At 69.2% G+C, this 18001-nt stretch carries 15 protein-coding genes; 6 read left to right on the top strand and 9 right to left on the bottom strand.

Translation table 11 applies throughout. The annotated features are described in order from the left end of the window. The first annotated feature begins 12 nt into the window (after positions 1-12). On the top strand, positions 13-1131 hold the full coding sequence (solA, locus tag RN901_RS13560; RefSeq protein ID WP_310758831.1) for an N-methyl-L-tryptophan oxidase: 1119 nt from the start codon (positions 13-15) through the stop codon (positions 1129-1131). Here solA and RN901_RS13555 read toward each other — a convergent pair. The 4 genes from RN901_RS13555 to RN901_RS13540 form a co-directional block, all read right to left on the bottom strand. Beyond that, positions 1073-4252, bottom strand: a complete 3180-nt coding sequence (locus RN901_RS13555) for an efflux RND transporter permease subunit (RefSeq protein ID WP_310758830.1) — start codon at positions 4250-4252, stop codon at positions 1073-1075. The genes solA and RN901_RS13555 overlap by 59 nt on opposite strands. A 10-nt stretch (positions 4253-4262) precedes the next feature. Beyond that, positions 4263-5654 (bottom strand): efflux RND transporter periplasmic adaptor subunit, encoded by a 1392-nt coding sequence (locus tag RN901_RS13550; RefSeq protein ID WP_310758829.1) that lies wholly within the window; start codon positions 5652-5654, stop codon positions 4263-4265. Between the two features lie 345 nt (positions 5655-5999). After that, positions 6000-6773: a signal peptidase I gene (gene lepB, locus RN901_RS13545; protein ID WP_310758828.1), complete on the bottom strand. Its 774-nt coding sequence runs from the start codon at positions 6771-6773 to the stop codon at positions 6000-6002. A 121-nt stretch (positions 6774-6894) separates the two neighbouring features. Then, on the bottom strand, positions 6895-9168 hold the full coding sequence (locus RN901_RS13540) for a hypothetical protein (RefSeq protein WP_310758827.1): 2274 nt from the start codon (positions 9166-9168) through the stop codon (positions 6895-6897). Positions 9169-9343: 175 nt separating this feature from the next. Between RN901_RS13540 and RN901_RS13535 the strand changes: the two genes are divergently transcribed. Further along, the gene (locus RN901_RS13535; protein ID WP_310758826.1) at positions 9344-10003 is read left to right on the top strand and encodes a methyltransferase domain-containing protein; all 660 of its coding nucleotides are present in this window, start codon (positions 9344-9346) and stop codon (positions 10001-10003) included. 7 nt (positions 10004-10010) lie between these two features. Here RN901_RS13535 and RN901_RS13530 read toward each other — a convergent pair whose 3' ends face one another. Then, on the bottom strand, positions 10011-10370 hold the full coding sequence (locus RN901_RS13530) for a hypothetical protein (protein WP_310758825.1): 360 nt from the start codon (positions 10368-10370) through the stop codon (positions 10011-10013). On the opposite strand from RN901_RS13530, the gene RN901_RS13525 reads away from it, so the two are divergent. Together RN901_RS13525 and RN901_RS13520 are read left to right on the top strand one after the other, a co-directional pair. After that, positions 10369-10977, top strand: coding sequence for a DUF6265 family protein (locus tag RN901_RS13525; RefSeq protein ID WP_310758824.1), 609 nt, complete (start codon positions 10369-10371; stop codon positions 10975-10977). The genes RN901_RS13530 and RN901_RS13525 overlap by 2 nt on opposite strands. 101 nt (positions 10978-11078) lie before the next feature. Next, the gene (locus tag RN901_RS13520) at positions 11079-11867 is read left to right on the top strand and encodes a carboxypeptidase-like regulatory domain-containing protein (RefSeq protein WP_310758823.1); all 789 of its coding nucleotides are present in this window, start codon (positions 11079-11081) and stop codon (positions 11865-11867) included. 22 nt (positions 11868-11889) lie between these two features. On the opposite strand, the gene RN901_RS13515 is transcribed toward RN901_RS13520, so the two are convergent. After that, a complete protein-coding gene (locus RN901_RS13515) occupies positions 11890-12312 on the bottom strand; it encodes an OsmC family protein (RefSeq protein WP_310758822.1) in 423 nt (140 codons plus the stop codon). Between the two features lie 106 nt (positions 12313-12418). Between RN901_RS13515 and RN901_RS13510 the strand changes: the two genes are divergently transcribed. Then, complete coding sequence (locus RN901_RS13510; protein WP_310758821.1) at positions 12419-12703, top strand: hypothetical protein; 285 nt, start codon at positions 12419-12421, stop codon at positions 12701-12703. Between the two features lie 50 nt (positions 12704-12753). Further along, positions 12754-13926, top strand: a complete 1173-nt coding sequence (locus tag RN901_RS13505) for a M20/M25/M40 family metallo-hydrolase (RefSeq protein WP_310758820.1) — start codon at positions 12754-12756, stop codon at positions 13924-13926. Here the strand turns inward: RN901_RS13505 and RN901_RS13500 are convergent. The 3 genes from RN901_RS13500 to RN901_RS13490 are packed head-to-tail and all read right to left on the bottom strand — an operon-like array spanning position 13914 to position 17970. Next, positions 13914-15092: a VCBS repeat-containing protein gene (locus RN901_RS13500; RefSeq protein WP_310758819.1), complete on the bottom strand. Its 1179-nt coding sequence runs from the start codon at positions 15090-15092 to the stop codon at positions 13914-13916. The genes RN901_RS13505 and RN901_RS13500 overlap by 13 nt on opposite strands. Beyond that, positions 15074-15961 carry an SDR family oxidoreductase gene (locus RN901_RS13495; protein WP_310758818.1) on the bottom strand — a complete coding sequence of 296 codons (888 nt, stop codon included), beginning with the start codon at positions 15959-15961 and terminating at the stop codon, positions 15074-15076. Before RN901_RS13495 ends, RN901_RS13500 begins: the two co-directional genes overlap by 19 nt. After that, positions 15958-17970, bottom strand: coding sequence for a pyrroloquinoline quinone-dependent dehydrogenase (locus tag RN901_RS13490; protein ID WP_310758817.1), 2013 nt, complete (start codon positions 17968-17970; stop codon positions 15958-15960). The genes RN901_RS13495 and RN901_RS13490 overlap by 4 nt, the downstream gene beginning before the upstream one ends. Between the last annotated feature and the right edge of the window lie 31 nt (positions 17971-18001).

Below are 18001 nucleotides of genomic sequence, written 5' to 3'. Positions count from 1 at the left end.
GCGGGCATCGACATGCACGACTTCGCCGTCATCGGGCTCGGAGCGATAGGAAGCGCAACGGCGGCCGAACTCGTCCGGCGGGGACATTCGGTGGTCGGATTCGACCGCTACACGCCCCCGCACACGATGGGATCGGCGCACAGCGACACGCGGATGATTCGCGAGGCGTGGTACCAGGGGTCTCCCTACGTGCCGCTCGTCCACGATGCCTGCCGGCGCTGGAAGAACCTCGAGCGCTCGTCGGGCAGGACGCTGCTGCGGACGGCGGGCGCCCTCATGATGGGGCCGGAGGACGGACGAGCGTTCGCGGGGAGCCCGCTTCGCGGCGTCGTGCGGCCCGACACCGACTATGTCCTCCTATCCGCGGAGGAGGTGGCCGAGCGTTTCCCCTGGCTCCGCCCGGATCCCGGGACCGTCACCATCTATGAACCGGGTGCCGCGATTCTCTCACTGGAGGCCTGTATCGAGGCGACGCTGGAGGCGGCCGCGGGCGCGGACCTGCGCTTCGACGAGCCCGTGCTCGAGTGGTCGACCTCCGCCTCGGGCGTCCGGGTCCGGACGGAGCGGGGAGATTACGCGGCGCGGCGGCTCGCCATCGCGGCGGGAGCGTGGACTCCGCAACTGCTTCCCGGACTTTCCCTTCCGCTCGAAGTGGAGCGCACGGTGCAGTACTGGTTCGAGCCCGCCGGGGTGCATGCGGACGTGCTCGCGGAGGGTCCCGCCTGGGTGTGGGAACTCGAACGGGAGGGTACGTGGTACGGATTCCCACCCACGGCGCGAGGTCTCAAGGCGGGGATGCACTTCCAGGCCGGACGCCGGACCGATGCCGAACGGGTCGTCCGCGAAGTCGGGGCCTCCGAGGCGGACGATCTGCGAAGGCTGTTCGGACGGTACGCGCCGGGCGTGGCGGGCGCGCTGGCCCACGCGTCGGTCTGCCTCTACACGAACACGCCCGACGAGGACTTCATCCTCGACCGCCACCCCGGCCATCCCGAGGTGGTGCTGTTCGCCGGCGGCTCCGGGCACGCGTTCAAGTTCGCGCCCGTCCTCGGGTCGCTCATGGCCGACCGCCTCACGGAGGAGCCGCCCTCCCGGGATCCGGCCCTCTTCTCCATCGACCGCTTCCGCTGAGGGGCCCGGCGAAGCGCAGGAACAAGGCCGGAACGACGACCATGTTGAGCGTGGTGGACGTCAGGAGGCCCCCGAGAACGACGACGGCGAGCGGGGCCTGGATTTCCTTGCCGGGCTCGCCGATTCCCAGCGCGAGCGGCACGAGCGCGAGGCCCGCCGTGAGCGCCGTCATGAGGATGGGGCTGAGACGTTCCATCGAGCCGCGCCGGATGCTCGCCTGAAGTTCGGTGCCCGCCGCACGCAGATCCTGATAGCGGCTCACGAGAAGGATCCCGTTGCGCACCGCGATCCCGAACAGGGTGATGAACCCGACCAGCGTCGCGATGTTCACGGTGCCGCCGATGAGCAGGACCGCGAGCACGCCTCCCGCCAGCGCCAGAGGCAGGTTCACCATGAGAAGGGCCGCGATCCGGGCACTCCCGAAAGCCCGGAACATGATGAGGAAGATGGCGGCGATCGAGAACAGCGAGAGCAGCGTAATCCGCCGCGTCGCCTCCCGCCCGCTCTCGAACTGCCCCCCGTACTGGACGTAGTAGCCCGGCGGCAGTTCGACCTCGGCGGCGACCCGCGCCTGAAGCTCCTCCGCGGCTCCGCCCACGTCGCGTCCCGCGACGTTCGCGCTCACGACGATCTTTCGTTGCACGTTCTCGCGGCTGATCGCGTTGGGCCCCAGCGACGGCACGATCGATGCCAGTTGCGACAGCGGCACGGTCGCTCCCGCCGGCGTCGTCATCAGCGTCCCGCCGATCGCCTCCGGGTCCGTGCGGTGTTCGTCCGCGTAGCGAACCACGAGGTCGAACGCGCGGTCGCCTTCCCGGATGAGCGACACCTCCTCTCCCTGGAATGCGACATCGACGGCCGCGGCCATATCGGCCGGCGTCACGCCGTGACGGGCCATGGCGCGGCGGTCGGCGCGGACCTGAAGCTGCGGTATGTCCGCCTGCCTCTCGACGGAGACGTCCACGAGGCCCTCCACCGTCCCCGCCACGGTCTCGATCTCGCCGGCGATGTCGCGCAGCTGCCGGAGGTCGGGCCCGAACAGGTTCGCGGCGATGGCCGCCCGGGTGCCGGAGAGCATGTGGTCGATCCGGTGTCCGATCGGCTGTCCGATCGTGACGCTGGTCCCGGGAAGTCCCGCGAGGTCGTCGCGGAGCGCGGCCATGACCTCCTCCAGGCCGTACTCCGAGAGGTCCAGCCGGGCATCGACCTCGGAGGCGTTGGGGCCCTGTGCGTGTTCGTCGAGTTCGGCCCGACCGGTCCGCCGCGAGGTGGAGACGACCGCCGGGTGCGCCAGGAGCTGGCGCTCCACGCGGGCCCCGATCGCGTCCGACTCCACGAGCGATGTCCCGGGCAGGCTCACGACGGAGATGGTCAGCGTCCCCTCCTGGAACTCGGGCAGGAATCCGCGTCCCAGGGAGGGCACGAGAGCGAGGGTGCCGGCCAACAGGAGCACCGCGCCGCCCAGCACGGCCCCGGAACGGCGAAGCGCCCCATCGAGGACGCGTCCGTACGCCCGTTCGAGCCCGCGCATCAGCCACGGGTCGCGCGGGCGGCCGATCGCCCGGTCGCTCGGCAGAAGCATGTGGCAGAGTGCCGGCGTCACCGTGACCGCGACGAGCAGCGACGAGAGGATGCTCACGATGTACGCCAGTCCCAGCGGCCGGAGCATGCGCCCCTCCACGCCGGAGAGGAAGAAGAGCGGCACGAAGACGATGGAGATGATGAGCGTCGCGCTGAGGATCGGGTTCCGGATCTCCCGCGCCGCGTCCCGGACGAGGGTGAGGGGCCGTCGTCGCCGCTCCGGCGGGCGGCGGCGGTCTTCGCGGAGGCGGCGGTACACGTTCTCGACGACGATGATCGCGTCATCGACCAGCGCGCCGATGGCGATGGCCATGCCGCCCAGCGTCATCGTGTTGATCGTGCCCCCGAGTAGCCGCAGCACGATGACGGCCAGGGCCAGCGAGAGCGGGATCGCGAGCACGGAAATCGCCGTCGTCCTCAGGTTCCACAGGAAGAGCAGGAGTACCGCGACGACGAGCAGCGCACCGTCGCGCAGGGCTTCGATTACGTTTTCCACCGCAAGCGATATGAAGTCGGCCTGTCGGAACACGGCCCTCTCGAAGGCCACGCCCGCCGGGAGTTCCGCCTCGATCTCGTTCAGTTCGGCGTCAATCCGATCCGTCAGTTCGAGCGTATTGGCGCCGGGCTGCTTCTGGATCGAGAGCACGACGGCGGGCTCCGCGTTCACGGAAGCGGTGCCGAGCCGGACGCGCGGGCCGATCCGAACTTCCGCCAGGTCCTCGATGAGGACGGGTACCCCCTCCCTCACGGCGACGACGGTCAGGCCGATCTCCTGCAGATCGCGGGCGCGACCGATGCCGCGGATCAGGATCTCGCGCCCGCCCGAGCGATAGACGCCTCCGGACGCATTCCGGTTCGATCCCGCCGCCGCCTCCAGCACCTGGTCGAGCCCGACGCCGTATGCGAGCAGACGCTCGGGATGGATCAGGACCTGGTACTGGCGAACCTGTCCGCCGATCGACACGACCTGTGACACCCCTGGCACGGCGAGCAGCCTTCGCCGCACGGTCCAGTCGGCGACCGTCCGCGCCTCCATGAGTTGCGTGGCGGACGCGCTCATGCCGACGAGCAGGATCTCGCCCATGATCGAACTCACGGGCGCGAGGACGGGCGCGCTCACGTCCTCGGGCAGTTGGGCCGTGGCGAGCTGGAGCCGCTCGTTCACGATCTGCCGGGCACGGAGGATATCCGTGCCCCAGTCGAAGTCCACCCAGACGATGCTGATCCCCTGGGCCGAACTCGACCGGACCCGGCGAACCCCGGCCGCTCCGTTCACCGCCGTTTCGATCGGGAAGGTGACGAGACTCTCGACCTCTTCCGGGGCGAGTCCGTGGGCGTCGCTGAGCACCGTCACGGTGGGAGCGGTGAGGTCGGGAAAAACATCGACGGGCAGCGTGGCCCCCACCCATCCCCCGCTCGCCAGGAGGAGGACCCCGGCGGCCACGGCGAAGAAACGGTTTTCAAGCGATGCATGGACGAGCCGGTCCAGCAGTCCATGCAGGAGGCCCGGCCGGTCTCCCGCCGGTCCGGGAGCGCTCATCCCGGCGTCCTCAGTGCGGATGTCCGTGGTCCGAGACCTCGACGTCGCCGAGCGAGGCCAGTCTCACCTGATAGGCGCCGACGGCGACCACCTGTTCGCCGTCCGAAACCCCGGAGTGAACGATGGTCCACGACCCGTCCGAGGGACCGGTCTCCACCACTCGCCGCTGAAACGCTTCGCCGCCGACCTTGACGTAGACGACGGAGAGCCCGTCCTCGTCCAGGATCGCCGGCGTCGGGACCGCCACACCTTCCACGGGCTCACCGAGGAGCAGATGCCCTTCGGCCAGCATCCCCACCTTGAGCTCCCCGTCCGGGTTCGCCACCGCGAACCGGACCGGCAACGCCCGGCTCCCGGCATCGATGATACTGCCCACGGACACCACGCGGTCGGCTTCATGCGTGTGCGTCGCGCCTTCGACGGTGAACCACGCCCCGTGGACTTCGCTGGCCGCCTCGGCGTGGCGGGCCGGAACCCGCGCGACGAACCACAGCGTATCGGGACGCACCACCGTGAACGCGTGTGTCCCGACGGCGACGTGTTCGCCGGGGGCCACGTGGCGATCCGCGATCACTCCCCCGATCGGACTCCGAAGCCGGTAGACGTGCGGATCGGAACCGCCGTCCCCATCGGCGTCGTGAATGCCTCCCACGGCTTCGAACGCCGCCCGGGCCACCTCGAGGTCATGCCGCGCCTCCTCCAGGCGGCGCTCGGCGATGGCGCCGGCGGCGAAGAGACGCTCCGTCCGGTCCGCCTCGCGCTCGGCCTCCACCACGTCTGCCCGCATGCGGGCGTACGAATCGTCGAGGCTCGTGGGGGCAATCAACGCCAACGTCTGCCCCTCCCGCACCTCCTCGCCGGGGGCGGGCGATGGCCCCTGGACGAGCAGGAGGCCCGCCACCGGCGTCGAGACGTGCGCAAGGCCGCGCGCGGGGGCCGCGACCTCCCCGGTCACCGGGATCGAGTTCGGAATCCGCCGCGGCTCCGCGATCGCAATCTCGAACGGCATCGCCCACTGCTCTTCCTTCGGCAGCGCGATCAGCCCCGGAGGCGGCTGCTCCTCGTCGTGCGGGAGCGCATCTTCGCTCGCGAACACCTGCAGCTGTCCCACCGGGATCGCGTGGTCCGTGCCGCGGGCGGTGAGGGTCATGTCCGCTCGCCAGATCCCGGTCTCCGAGAGGGTCGGGCTCGCATTGTAGATTCCCGGGCTCCCGGGGGCCTGGAGTACGATCTCCTCGCGGGCGCCGCCCGGTCCCCGGAGCAGGAGCACGAGGCGCCCCTCCCGCACCGGCTTCCAGTCCGCCAGCCAGGTGAGGTGGATGGCCCACCCATCGCTCGCGACCCCCCTGACGTGCGGCGGGTACTCCACGAAGAGTTCGAGCGACTCGGTCCAGTGCGTCACGGCTCCCCCGCCGGCATGGGAATGATCAGCGGCCGCCGCCGGATCGGCGGACGGCGCGTCACACCCCGCACAAGAGAGCAACGCCAAAAGGGCGACCGCTCGTGTCACGCGCATGACACCTCCTGGACTGCGCACCTGTCTTGTCCGCTCAACGTTGCCCCACCCACGGCCGCGGGCCAGAGCCACCGAAACCTCGACCGGGGAACGGCCCGTACTGTACCTTGAGGCCTACGCCATGCGTGGAAGAGGAAAAGCCGATGAAAAAGATCGCCATCGCCGTCGCCGTGATCGTCATTCGGAAGCTGCTCAAGAAGCTCTGACGGCGGACGGAGTACTCCCGACTCGTTAGTCCGGGGAGGGTCCGATCCTTCCCGGTCTCATCGCCGTGAGGAATTTCACCGGCTTCAGCGCGTCCCGGTCGTACGAGAAGTAGATGAAGAAGGGCCTGCCTCGCATCTTCCCGCGTTCGACGAAGCCCCAGAACCGTGAATCGAGACTCTCGTCCCGGTTGTCCCCAAGCATGAAATAGCGTTCCGGCGGAACCACGAGGGGCCCCCAGTTGTCCCGCGTGGGTTCGTACTCGCCCCGCTCCGGGTCCGGAATCAGGTGCTCCAGTTGCCACCGCATGCGGGGATCCCCTTCATCCGGCTGGCGCGGATTCCGGCGGACGTAAGGTTCGTCGACGGCTTCTCCGTTCCGGTACAGGAGGCCGCCCTCCATTCGGAGCGTGTCGCCCGGCAAGCCCACGGTACGCTTGACGATATCCAGCCCCGGAGAATGGTCCGCCCTGAACACGATGATATCCCCGTACTCCGGCTCGGCGTATCCCGGTATGCGGGCATTCGTAAACGGGATCGGGGCACCGAGCGAAGTCTTGTTCACGAGCAGGAAATCGCCGACGAGGAGAGTCCCCTCCATCGACCCCGACGTAATCACGAACGTGGCCAGCAGGAACGTCCGGAAGAAGAGGAAGATGAGGGTCGCGACGAACAGGGTGCGCGCCCAGTCGCGGAACCACTCGGCGCTGAACGCCGGCGGAGATGGGGGACGTTTCCGCTTCCCTTCCGCGGCTTCGTCCGCCTCTCGCGTGCCATCCTTTGCTCTGCGACCTCGTGCCATGTATCGGGACGCCTGTTACGGGGACCGCCGGCGCGCCGGGCGCCGGGCGTCGTCGTTGATGCGGCGGACGCTACTCTGCGGCCATGTCAGCCGCCACGCAAACGTCCGGCGCTCGGGGTCGTTACATGAGGCCGTCGGAGTATATGTGGAGCCGCCATAGGCTGCCGCCGCGGACGGCGCGGCCGATGTCGATGCGAAACAGGCCGTCCATGAGCGACACGCCGACTCCCACGCTCGACCGCCAGCCCTCCGTGCCGAAGGCATCCACGGGTCCCGTCCAGCCCGCGTCCCAGAACCCCGTGACCCGGATCGGGCTGCCCCCGACATCGTACGCCGGGTCGCCGATCCGGAAACCGCGCCCCAGTTCGAACCGGCCGAACCAGAAGCTCTCGCCTCCGGTCGACACGGGATCGAAAGCCCGCAACGTGTACGATCCGCCGAGGTGGAAGCGGCGCTGTGGAGGCGGTTCCCCGAACACTCGTCCGGCCCCGCCCTCCAGCGCCAGCGACCACTGGCTCACGGGGAGTTGCAGCGCCGCCGTCACCGCGGAACGGCCGTAGAGATCGAAGTCGCCCGTCGCGGCTTCCCCCCAGATGGAACCGCTCAGAATCGGCGTGCCTGGGTCTACCGAGGAAAACGCGCGCAGGCGGCCCGAAACGCCTGCGATGTCGCCGCGCGCGGCGACGATGTTATCGGAAAAAACCGCATCGCCGAAGAGGTTCGGGAGCGAGGCATCGCTCTGCTTCGGTGCGTTCTGGTGACGCTCGGCGAAGAGGGCGCCTTCCACACGGGTCCTCCTGCCCTGGCGGCTCGCGGAGAGCTCGAAGCCGGTCTCCCGGAAGTAGAGGCCTTCGTCATACCCCACGACCAGGCTGTTGAAAGAGTTGCCGAAGGAGAGCGGGCGGCCCCAATCCCCGAGATCCGTGAGGCGACGGTACGCGGTGATCCCGAAACCGCCGGTGGCAGTCTGGCGCCGCCACCCGACTTCCACGCCCGGCTCCCATTCCGGGATGCCGATTCGGGGCGTGACCGCGAACTCCGACGTGACCCCCGTCGGTACGGCGAACCGGGCGCTGAACGACAGCCCCTCGACCCGGTTGTAACGGAGCCTGCGCAGACCCGGAGCAAGATCCAGACGGGGACTCAGACCCACTGCGGCGGGGATGTGCAGCGAGGAAAGCCGATCCTTCAAGTCGTCAAGCTCACGTGACCCGAAAGCGTCGACGGTGGCGGAAAAGAGTGGCTCGGGCAGCTCTCGGGACGAGGAGAGCTGATCGAGGGGCGGGACGATCATCACGATGGGCCGGACCGTGGCGGGGAGCGAATCCGCCTCCGCCGTCAGCGGGTCGTCGCGGATTCCCTCGATCCGCGTCTCTTCTCCCTCGTTCGCCTGGATCCGCCCCTCATCGGCGTCGATCTCCTCGTCGACCCAGCGCGTCCAACCTTCCGGCAGGTCCTCTCCGGGATCGAGCGACGATTCCCGATCCACGGCATAGTCCTCGAAGGTCCATTCGTAGCGGACAGGCATGCTCGCGAGATCGGCCATCGTGGCGACCGCGTCGAACGCCATGCGATTCGGGAGCCACCAGCGCAGTTCCTGGAGCCCGTAATCGATCGTGATGAAGTCGACCCTGGCACGGATCGGCTTCACGAACCCGGGAACATCTTCCGCATCCTCCGGTTCTTCGCGGTCGAAGTCGTATTCGATCGCGGGACGGTAGGCGGCGCGCGTGAGGACGCCTTCGTCGGCGTCGAACCAGAGCGAACCCGCAATGCGGTCGAAACGGGCCTCCCGCGGCTCGACGATCGCCTCGATCAGCGTCACCTGCCGGTCGTCCCCCGGGAAGCGGATGCGCAGCGTATCGCCGGAGCGGTACCGGTAGTGATAGGCCGCGGTATCGGCCAGGGGATGGAGGGCCCAGTCCGAACCGATCGTCACATGCTCGCTCGCCGGATCGATCATGTCGAAATCGAGCTCGAACGCATCGTCGTCGCGCAGATCGTCCTCGAACTCGACGCCCAGGCCGGCAATGGGCACCCCGCGCCGCACCCCCAGCCAGCGGACGACGTGCTCGCCCTCCGCCGCCCAGCGCAGTCGGGCGGCGCGCTCCTGATGAAACATCGCCCGCTCGCGGCGCAGTACCGCGCCGCCCAGTCCGGCGTAAATGCGCTCGCGGAAGGTCGCCTCGAAACTCGTCAACCCTTCGGCCCGAGCCTTGCGCTGCGCCAGGGCGCGCTCGATCAGGCCCGCGATCCCTTCGTCGGCGTAGGCGTCGAGCGGAATCGGCCGCGAGACGGACACGGGCGGTTCCTGGAGGGCGCGCACGTCGAAGGCGACGCCCGCGGCGGCCTCCATGCACACCGCCAGCGCAATGGCGCACCCGGCAGCGGGCATTCGGTCAACAAGTGCTCTCCAGTCCAGAACTCACTCTCCGGCATCGAGGCGCGGGGCTCACAGCCGATGGCGAGACGCGGCTGTCCGGGCGGGCGACACATCCCGACAGGTGCCGTTACGTCTATGTTTGGGTAGACGTTTCAACCTTCGCCCCCGTCACCGCGGAGAAGAGCGAGTGGGGCTGTACTCCGAACACATCTTCCCCCGTCTCATGGAGAGCGGGCTCAAGGGCGACGTTCATCGCCGATACCGGCGCCAGGTACTCTCCCGGGCGCGGGGAAACGTGCTCGAAGTCGGCTTCGGCACCGGCCTCAATCTCGAATGCTACCCGACGTCGGTTCGCCGCGTCACGGGGATCGACCCCGCGGCCGTACTCGAACGCCGCGTACGCGCCCGCGTCGCCCGGGCCCCCTTCCCCGTCGAGCGCATGGTCCACGACGCCGCCGACCGACTCCCTTTTCCGGATGGGCATTTCGACACGGTGACGAGCACGTGGACGCTGTGTTCGATCGTGCGGCTCCAGGACGCCCTCGTCGAACTGAGGCGTGCGCTGAAGCCCTCCGGCGAGTTCCTCTTCCTCGAGCATGGGCGGAACGAGAAAGGCTGGGTGTCGCGCCTGCAGGACACCCTGAACCCGGTCCAGAACTTCGTCGCCTGTGGTTGCAACATAAACCGGAAGATCGACACCGAGATCGAGCACGGCGGATTCCGGATCATCGAACTCGACCGCTTTACCATGCCCGGGGTGCCCCGGGCGCTGGGTTCCGTCTACCTTGGCGTGGCCGGACCGCACGGCGGCAAGCGCCTCGCAGGACCGCGGGGCGCAGGGCCGTGAGCGCCGCTCAGTCCTTCGGCATCCTCGTGGCGAGGACGGCGCCCACCGAGCCCGCGACGGCCGGGCCGAGCAGAAAAAGAAGCGCCAGACCCCAATGGCCGGACGGAGGATCCGTCACCGTCACCCAGATGCCGATGACGCCCAGCAGGGTCAGACTCCAGCCCGGCGCCAGCCCCCAGAGGAGGGGGCGCGCACCGCGGTGCCACCGCGAGAGGCCGAAGCCGGCGGAGAAGTACAGGAGGCCCCCGAGCGCGATGAGCCCGGGACCGGGACCCACGGGCAGATCTCTGAACACGAGCGCCAGCCCGGCGAGGCCGGCGAGGAGGCAGACGATGATCGAAACGAGGGTTTTCGGGACGGCTTTCATGGCGTGCGAAGATGTGGCGAGATCCGCGGTTTCTCAAACGTCCCCGGCGCGCGCCTGTCGCGGGCGGGCGACCGCGGCCGCCGTCGCGCTCGCAGCCGTCGTCCACCTGTTCGGCGCCGGCGCGGCGATGGGTCAGACTGCGGGGCCGGTGGGCGATCCGGCGCCCGACGCGCCCACCCGGGCCATCGACCTCGATGAACTGGCATGGATCGCCGGCCACTGGGGCGGGGACGCTTTCGGGGGACAGATCGAAGAGGCGTGGTTCAGCCCCGCGGGGCGCTCGATGTCCGGGTCCTTCCGCCTCGTCCGCGACGGTCTCGCGGTCATGTACGAACTTCTGCTCCTGGAGCAGGACGACGATGGCGAGATCTACTACCGGTTCAAGCACATCTCGCGCGGCTGGGAACCCTGGGAGGAGACGCGGCTCGAATACCGCCTCACGGCCCTGGAAGGCCGAAGGGCCACCTTCCGGAGCACCGCGGAGGCGCCGCCGTCGAACGCTCCCTGGTGGTTCACGTACGAGAGCCCGACGAGCACCGAGCTGATCGTAACGATACATGGCAGCACGGGCGGCGATCCGACCGTCCTGTCGATGACGAGGCGATAAGGCCGTATCTTTCGGGTGATGGAAAGCGTTAATCGGGGAGGGAGCCGATTCGAGCAGGGGGTCGTATGAGTGCATTGGAGTCGGGACGCAGATGCGCCCGTTTGGCGGCGCTGACCCTCGTCACGGGCGGCGTGCTGGCGGGTTCGCCGAATTCTGCCGCGGGACAGGAGGAGACGGAACGGGAGACGGCGGAGCTGGTCGGGCAGGTGGTCAGCGCCTCGACGGGACTCCCGATCGAAGGGGCCCGCGTGATCCTTCTGGGCTCCGGGTACGGGGCCATCACCGATGCCGAAGGCAACTTCCGGGTCCCTCGGACCTGGGCCGGCCGGGACTCCGTCGAGGTGAGGTACATCGGCTATGAGGCCGGCTATACCGTCATCGACCTCGAGCCGGAACAAACGACGCGCGTCACGTTGACCCTTTCGAGTACCGTCATTCGCATCGCGGATCTCACGGTGGAGGTACGGCAGACCCGCCGCGCGCGGCACGTGGAGGGCTTCCTGGAACGCATGGATAAGGGGTTCGGGACCTTCTTCACGCCACGGGACATCATCAATCGCAACCCGCGCCTGCCCAGCGACCTCCTGCGCGGTATGCCGAACGTCTCCGTGGGCCGGATCGAATACGGAAGAGCCGAAATCTTCCTCGGAGAAGGCGCCCGGCTCGGATGTCCGCCGGCGCTCTACCTGGACGGGATGTACCAGGCGGGGATGCAATTCGACGATCTCGAGAGGGACGTTCTCGGCGCGGTCGAAGTCTACAGGCGGGACGTCGAGACGCCGATGGAGTTCATGCGCACGGGTTCGACCTGCGGCGCGATCGTGGTCTGGACGCCGGACGGCGCCGGCTTCCTGGACTGGGCCGGGGAACTTCCCGATCCCTTCGAATAGCAGCGCGTGGCAAAACCCCGCGTCAGTCCCGCCCGCCGGCGGGCTCGCCGTTGAGGGTCAGCGTCCATTCGAGTTCCATGTCCTTCCGGAGCGAATGGTAGACGGAGCAGTAGCGTTCGAACGAGAGCATGACCGCTCGCCGGGCCTTCGCTTCGTCCACCCTGCCGGAGACGTGGAAGTCGAACTGGAGACCCTTCACGTAGCGCGGCGCCGTGTCCGCCCTGCGCGCCCTCGCCCGGACCGAGAGCCCGGTGAGTTCCTGGCGCCCCTTCTCGAGGATGACCACCACGTCGATCGCGGCACAGGCGGCGACGGATTCCACCATGAGGGCGACCGGGCTGGGGGCGATGCCCTCGTCCCCGTCGATTCGCGTCTCGCGGCCGGCTCGGTCGGCGCTGAACTTGAGCCCGCCGTCCCACCGGACCTGGATTCCGTCTTTGTCCATCTCATCTCCGTGGCTGAGTTCGAAGTTCGGCAACATAGTACAACACGGCTGAATCGCTGAAACCGCCCCGGGATGGAGGGCGTAAAGGCTGTGCGGGAGGTGCGACATGCTCGAGTTCATCGGGAATTTTCTCTGGCTCGCCATTGCCGGCGCCGCTTCGATCGGCGGCTTCGTGACGATGAAGAAATTCGTACGCGGACGGCTGCGCTTCGTGGACGGCGTTCACCGGCGCGGAGTTCCGCTCGTGGCCGGAATCGCGGGCTGGGGCGTTGGATTGCTGGCCGCGATCCTGCCATTCGTTACTCCCATGACCGCCGTTCTGTTCGGGATCGGCATCGGTACGGGCGTGGCGGCGGGCCGACGAGAGATCAAGCGCCTCCCGAGCCCCTGAGGCGAGGCGAGGTGCACTTGTCCTGACCTCCCGGCGGGACATTTTGCGGCATGCCCTTCGCCGCCGACCCATTGCGCCTCACAACCGTCCTCGCGGATCTCGTCGCCACGAACTCCGTGAATCCGACCCTCGTGGACGGGGCGGCGGGCGAGACGGAGATCGCGCGCCTCACGACCCGGCACATGCGAGAGGCGGGCCTCGAAGTGACCCGGTGCGAACCCCAGGCGGGCCGGCCGAGCGTCATCGGGCGCCTCGCGGGCACCGGGGGAGGGCCGGCCCTGATGCTGAACGCCCACTACGACACGGTCGGCGTGGAGGGCATGGAGGCGCCGTTTTCGCCGAGCATACGGGACGGGCGGCTCTACGGGCGGGGGGCCTACGACATGAAGGGCGCGCTGGCCGCCTGCATCGAGGCCGCCCGGCTCCTCGGTGAATCGGGAACGCGTCTTGCCGGCGATGTCCTCGTGGCCGCCGTGGCCGACGAGGAATACGCGAGCCTGGGCACCGCAGACCTGCTCGAACGGCGCGCGCGCGGCGAACTCGCTTTCGACGCCGCGATCGTCACCGAACCCACGTCGCTGAACCTGTGCGTGGCCCACCGCGGGTTCACGTGGATCGAGATCACGACGCGCGGGCGCGCCGCCCATGGAAGCCGCTATCGAGAGGGCATCGATGCGAACCTGCGCATGGGACGCGTCCTGCACCGGCTGGAGGCGTTCATCGAGGAACTCCAGTCCCGGCCGGGGCACCCCCTTCTCGGTCCCCCCTCGATGCACGCGGCGCTGCTCGAGGGCGGGAGCGGGATCAGCACCTACTCCCCGCTCTGCACGCTTCGGGTCGAGCGGCGTACGGTGCCGCCCGAGACGCAGGAGTTCGTGGAAGGCGAGATCGCGGCCATCCTCGAGGACCTGCGCGCGGAGGATCCGTCCCTCGAAGTCGCCTGGTCGACCTTCTTCCACCGCGAACCCTTCGAGACGACGCCGGAAGCGCCCGTCGCGGCCTGTGTATCGCGCGCCGCCCGCACGGTCCTTGGCCGCGCGCCGGAGGTCATTGGAGATTCCCCCTGGATGGACTCCGCCCTGACACAGGCCGCGGGCGTCGACAGCGTTGTGATCGGCCCTCGCGGAGCGGGCGCGCACGCCGACGTGGAATGGGTGGACCTCGAATCGTGCGCCCGGCTCGCCGAGATCCTCGCCGAGGCCGCGGCCGACTACTGCGGCTGACCGGGGCCGTCGCCTCCAGCGGGGACGTTGGCGAAGATGCCGTTCGGTGCCCCGGAGTTGGCCGTGATGATCTCCGGGAAGCCGTCTCCGTTCAGGTCGCCGACCGCGATCCCGTAGGTGGCGCAGTCGTCGCAGCCGAAGCGGAACTCCTCGAATTCCCCGCCGAGGTTGAAGTAGACGGCGTTCTGCGCGCCGGCGTTTGCGACGATGATGTCGAGATCTCCATCGAGGTCCAGATCGGCGAGGCGAACCGCGAAGCTCTGGGCGTCTTCGCGCCCGAAGGGACGCCCTCGGGCGAAGGATCCGTCTCCGTCGCCGAAGTACACGGCGTTTTCCTCGCCGATGTTGGCCACGACGATGTCGGGGAGACGGTCGCCGTCCACGTCTCCGACCGCGACGCCTCGGGTCTCGTCACTCCCCGTGCCGTACGAAGTCCGCCGGTCGAACGCCCCTTCGTCGTTCCAGTGGATCGCGTTCGCTCCACCGTCACGGTTCGCAAGAACGAGATCGAGATCCCCGTCCCCATCCAGATCCGCCGCGGCGACATCGATGGTGGAATCGTCCCCTGCCCCGAAGGGCGTCCCCCCATCGAAGCCGCCCTCCCCATTACCCCGGAAGATGAAGTTCTGGCGACCTCGGTTGACGACGAGGATGTCCGTGTGCCCGTCCCCGTCGAGGTCCGCCAGGGTGAGGCTGCGCGTCGAACTCGGAACGCCGAAGGTCGGGCCCCTCTCGAAGCGCCCGACGCCGTCGTTGTAGAAGATGAGGTTTCGGGTCCGGTCGTTCCCCGTGGCGATATCGAGGTCGCCATCCCCGTCGAAGTCCGCCAGCGGGGCCGCGTAGGTGCCGTCCTCCTCATCTCCCAGCGGCCGGGCCAGCGTGAAGCCTCCACGCCCGTCGTTGAGGAAGACCCGGTTCTGCTCGGGCCAGTGCCGGCCGTTGGCTACGACGATGTCGAGCGCGCCGTCCCCGTCCACATCGCCCAGGTGGACCGACGCCGTGAGGCGGCTCGCGGCCCCGAGGGGGCGAAGCGGCCGGAACGTCCGCTCCTGCGCCCCGCTCAAGCCCGCGTCGGACAGGAACGTCGCCGCCAGCGGCGCGGCGGCGGTGGCCAGTACCGCGGCGAAGGCCGCTTTCCCCCCGCGGATCACGTGACGCCGGTCCACTCGAGGCTTCGGTCCCAGAGTTCCCGGGCGAGATCCTCGTCGTAGGCCTGGGCCGTCGCGGCGACCTCCGTCTCCACCTTGAAGTACCGCCCGGTCACCTCGTCGCGGGCGGGATCGTCGACGAGCCGCATGACGGCGCGACCGCCGACGTCGGGCTTCGGCATCAGGCCCTTGGCCGCGTTCAGGAGCAGCCCCAGCGCGCTCCGGTTCTTCCGCCAGATCCGCGTGCGGAGGACGCCGGGGTGCATGGCGTTCGCGGTGATCCCGCGGGCGCCCCAGCGCCGCGCCGACTCGAAGGTGAAGAGGGCGTTGGCCAGCTTCGTATCGCCGTAGGCCTGGAAACCGCCTCTCCACGCGTCGCCGCGGACGATGGCTTCGAGGGCGGCGCGGCGCAGGTCCCCGTTGCGGTGGGCCTCGGAACTCACGTTGACGATCCGGCCCCGCCCGGCCGCGAGCGGGGCGAGGAGCCGATGCGTGAGGAGGAAATGGCCGAGGTGGTTCGTCGCGAACGTCACCTCGAAGCCATCGGGTGTGATCTGGCGCCCGTGGAGCCAGACACCGGCGTTGTTCACGAGGATGTCGATCGCCGGCAAGCGGGCGGCGAGGCGGTCGGCCAGCGCGCGGACATCGGCCTGGAGTGAGAGGTCGGCGCGTTCGAGGCGGACATCCGCGCCGCCGGCGGCCCCCGCCCGCCGCACGTCGGCGACCGCCGGCTCCCCGCGCTCGCGGCTGCGGCACACCATGGTCACGTCGGCGCCCGCCCGCGCGAGGAGTTCGGCGGCGGACTTCCCGACTCCCGAGTTGGCGCCGGTGACCACGGCGACCTGCCCTTTCAGATCGAGATCCGTCCCGTCCGCGACCTCCGTCATCGAGCCGGGAGGGCGAACGCCTGCAGCTTCGAGTCGACCTGTCCGTCGGCGGAGGTCGCGACGACGACGAACTGGCGTCCGGACCGGGTGCGATACGTCATCGGGTTGCCGCGCCCCAACCCTTGACCCAGGTCCCCCCGCCACAAGGTGGTTCCATCGCGGACATCCATCGCCTCGATCCACGGAGTTCCACCGGCCAGGAACACGATTCCGCCCGCCGTCGCCAGCGGTCCCGATGTCGTGCCGTGGCTCTGCGGCGTGCCTCCCATGGCCGGAAGGTCGAGTCCCGCCAGCGCCGGGTGCTCGCGGATCGCGGAGTCGTCCCCGAACGGGCGCTGCCACAGGTGGTCGCCGGTATTGAGGTCGATCGCCGTGACCGTGCCGTAGGGCGGCTTGAGGATCGGAAGCCCGTCGGCCAGCGAGAGGATGCTCGCGAAGTTCGGGAGGTAGTCCGCGTCCCCGGCCCCCGGCTCCGCCTCGGCGACCCGGGCCAGGAAGGGATCATCGTACGCCTTCACGAACATGTGGCCGCTTTCGGGATCGATGGCCGCGCCGCCCCACCCCGCCCCGCCGATGAGGCCCGGCATCATGATCGTGCCCTCGACGGAGGGCGGGGTGAAGATCGGCCCGGTCCGGTGGCGGCGGAACACCTCCAGCGCTTCCGCTCGCAGTTCGGGCGTGAAGTCGATGAGGTCGTCTTCCGTGATCCCCTGCCGGGAGAACGGCGCGGGCCGCGCCGGGAACGGCTGGGTCGGCCACGGCACCTCGCCGGGAACGGTGCTCTCGGGCACGGCCCGCTCCTCGACCGGCCACACGGGCTCGCCGGTTTCGCGGTCCAGCACGTACGTGAACGCCGTCTTCCCCACCGCCACGACCGCGTCGATTTCGCGCCCGCCAACCTCGATCGTCACGAGCCCCGGCGGAGCGGGCAGGTCGTAGTCCCACAGCCCGTGGTGAACGGTCTGGAAGTGCCACACGCGCTCGCCCGTCCGGGCGTCCAGGCACACGAGCGACTCCGCGAACAGGTTCTGTCCCCGCCGGTGCCCGCCGTAGAAATCGTTGTTCGGCGTGGAGACGGGCAGGTAGAGCAGTCCCCGCTCGGGATCCAGCGAGAAGGGAGCCCACACGTTCGCGGAGCCGGTGTAGGACCAGGACTCGTCCTCCCACGTCTCGACCCCGTACTCCCCCTCCTTGGGGATGGTGTGGAAGGTCCAGCGCAGTTCGCCCGTGCGCGCGTCGAACGCCTGGACGTCGCCGGGGGGGTTGTTGCGGTAGATCCGGTTGTCCGGGACGCCGCTGCCCACGATGACGATGTCGTCGTACACGACGGCGGGAGAGGTGTTGGAGATGTGAAGCCGGTTCGCGTCCCAGGCGAGCCCCTCCGTCAGGTCGACCTCACCTCCGTCACCGAAGTCGGGAATCGGCTCGCCGGTCGCGGCGTCGAGCGCGATGAGCCGCCAGCGCGAGTTGAGGAAGATCCGGCGCTCGCTCCCGTCGCTCCACTGCGCGATCCCGCGGTGACAGAAGCGGCAGCCGCGATGGAGGTTCCCCCACTCCCAGGCCCTGGGGTCGTAGCTCCAGAACTCCTCTCCCGTCTCCGCGTCCAGCGCGACGACCCGGCTGTAGGGGGTCGAGAGCCACATCGTGTCGTTGATGACGATGGGCGTCGCCTCGAAGGCGCCCGGCGCCACGCGTTCGCCCTGGATGGGGCTCGCCGCGTCGGGAATCGGTTCCTCTCCGGTCTCCCAGACCCAGGCCGCCTCGAGCTCCGCGACGTTCGAGCGGTCGATGTCCGTGAGAGAGGAATACTTGAGGCCGCCAGGGTCGCCGCCGTACACCGGCCAGTCGTCGCCCGCGAATGTCGTGGTCGGCTGCGAACGTTCGTCGGTACCGCTGGCGGCTTCGTCGCCGCCGCAGCCGGAAAGCACCGCCCCGAGTCCGACCGCCAGCCACCCGAGGGCCGGCACGGCGCGGGCAGCGCGGGATATAACGGACGGTGGTCGAGGCATGCGTCCTCCGGGATATCGTCGGAAAAAAAAT

This window comes from Candidatus Palauibacter soopunensis (assembly GCF_947581735.1).
Lineage (GTDB): Bacteria > Gemmatimonadota > Gemmatimonadetes > Palauibacterales > Palauibacteraceae > Palauibacter > Palauibacter soopunensis.
This window is presented reverse-complemented; position numbering and strand designations above follow the sequence as displayed.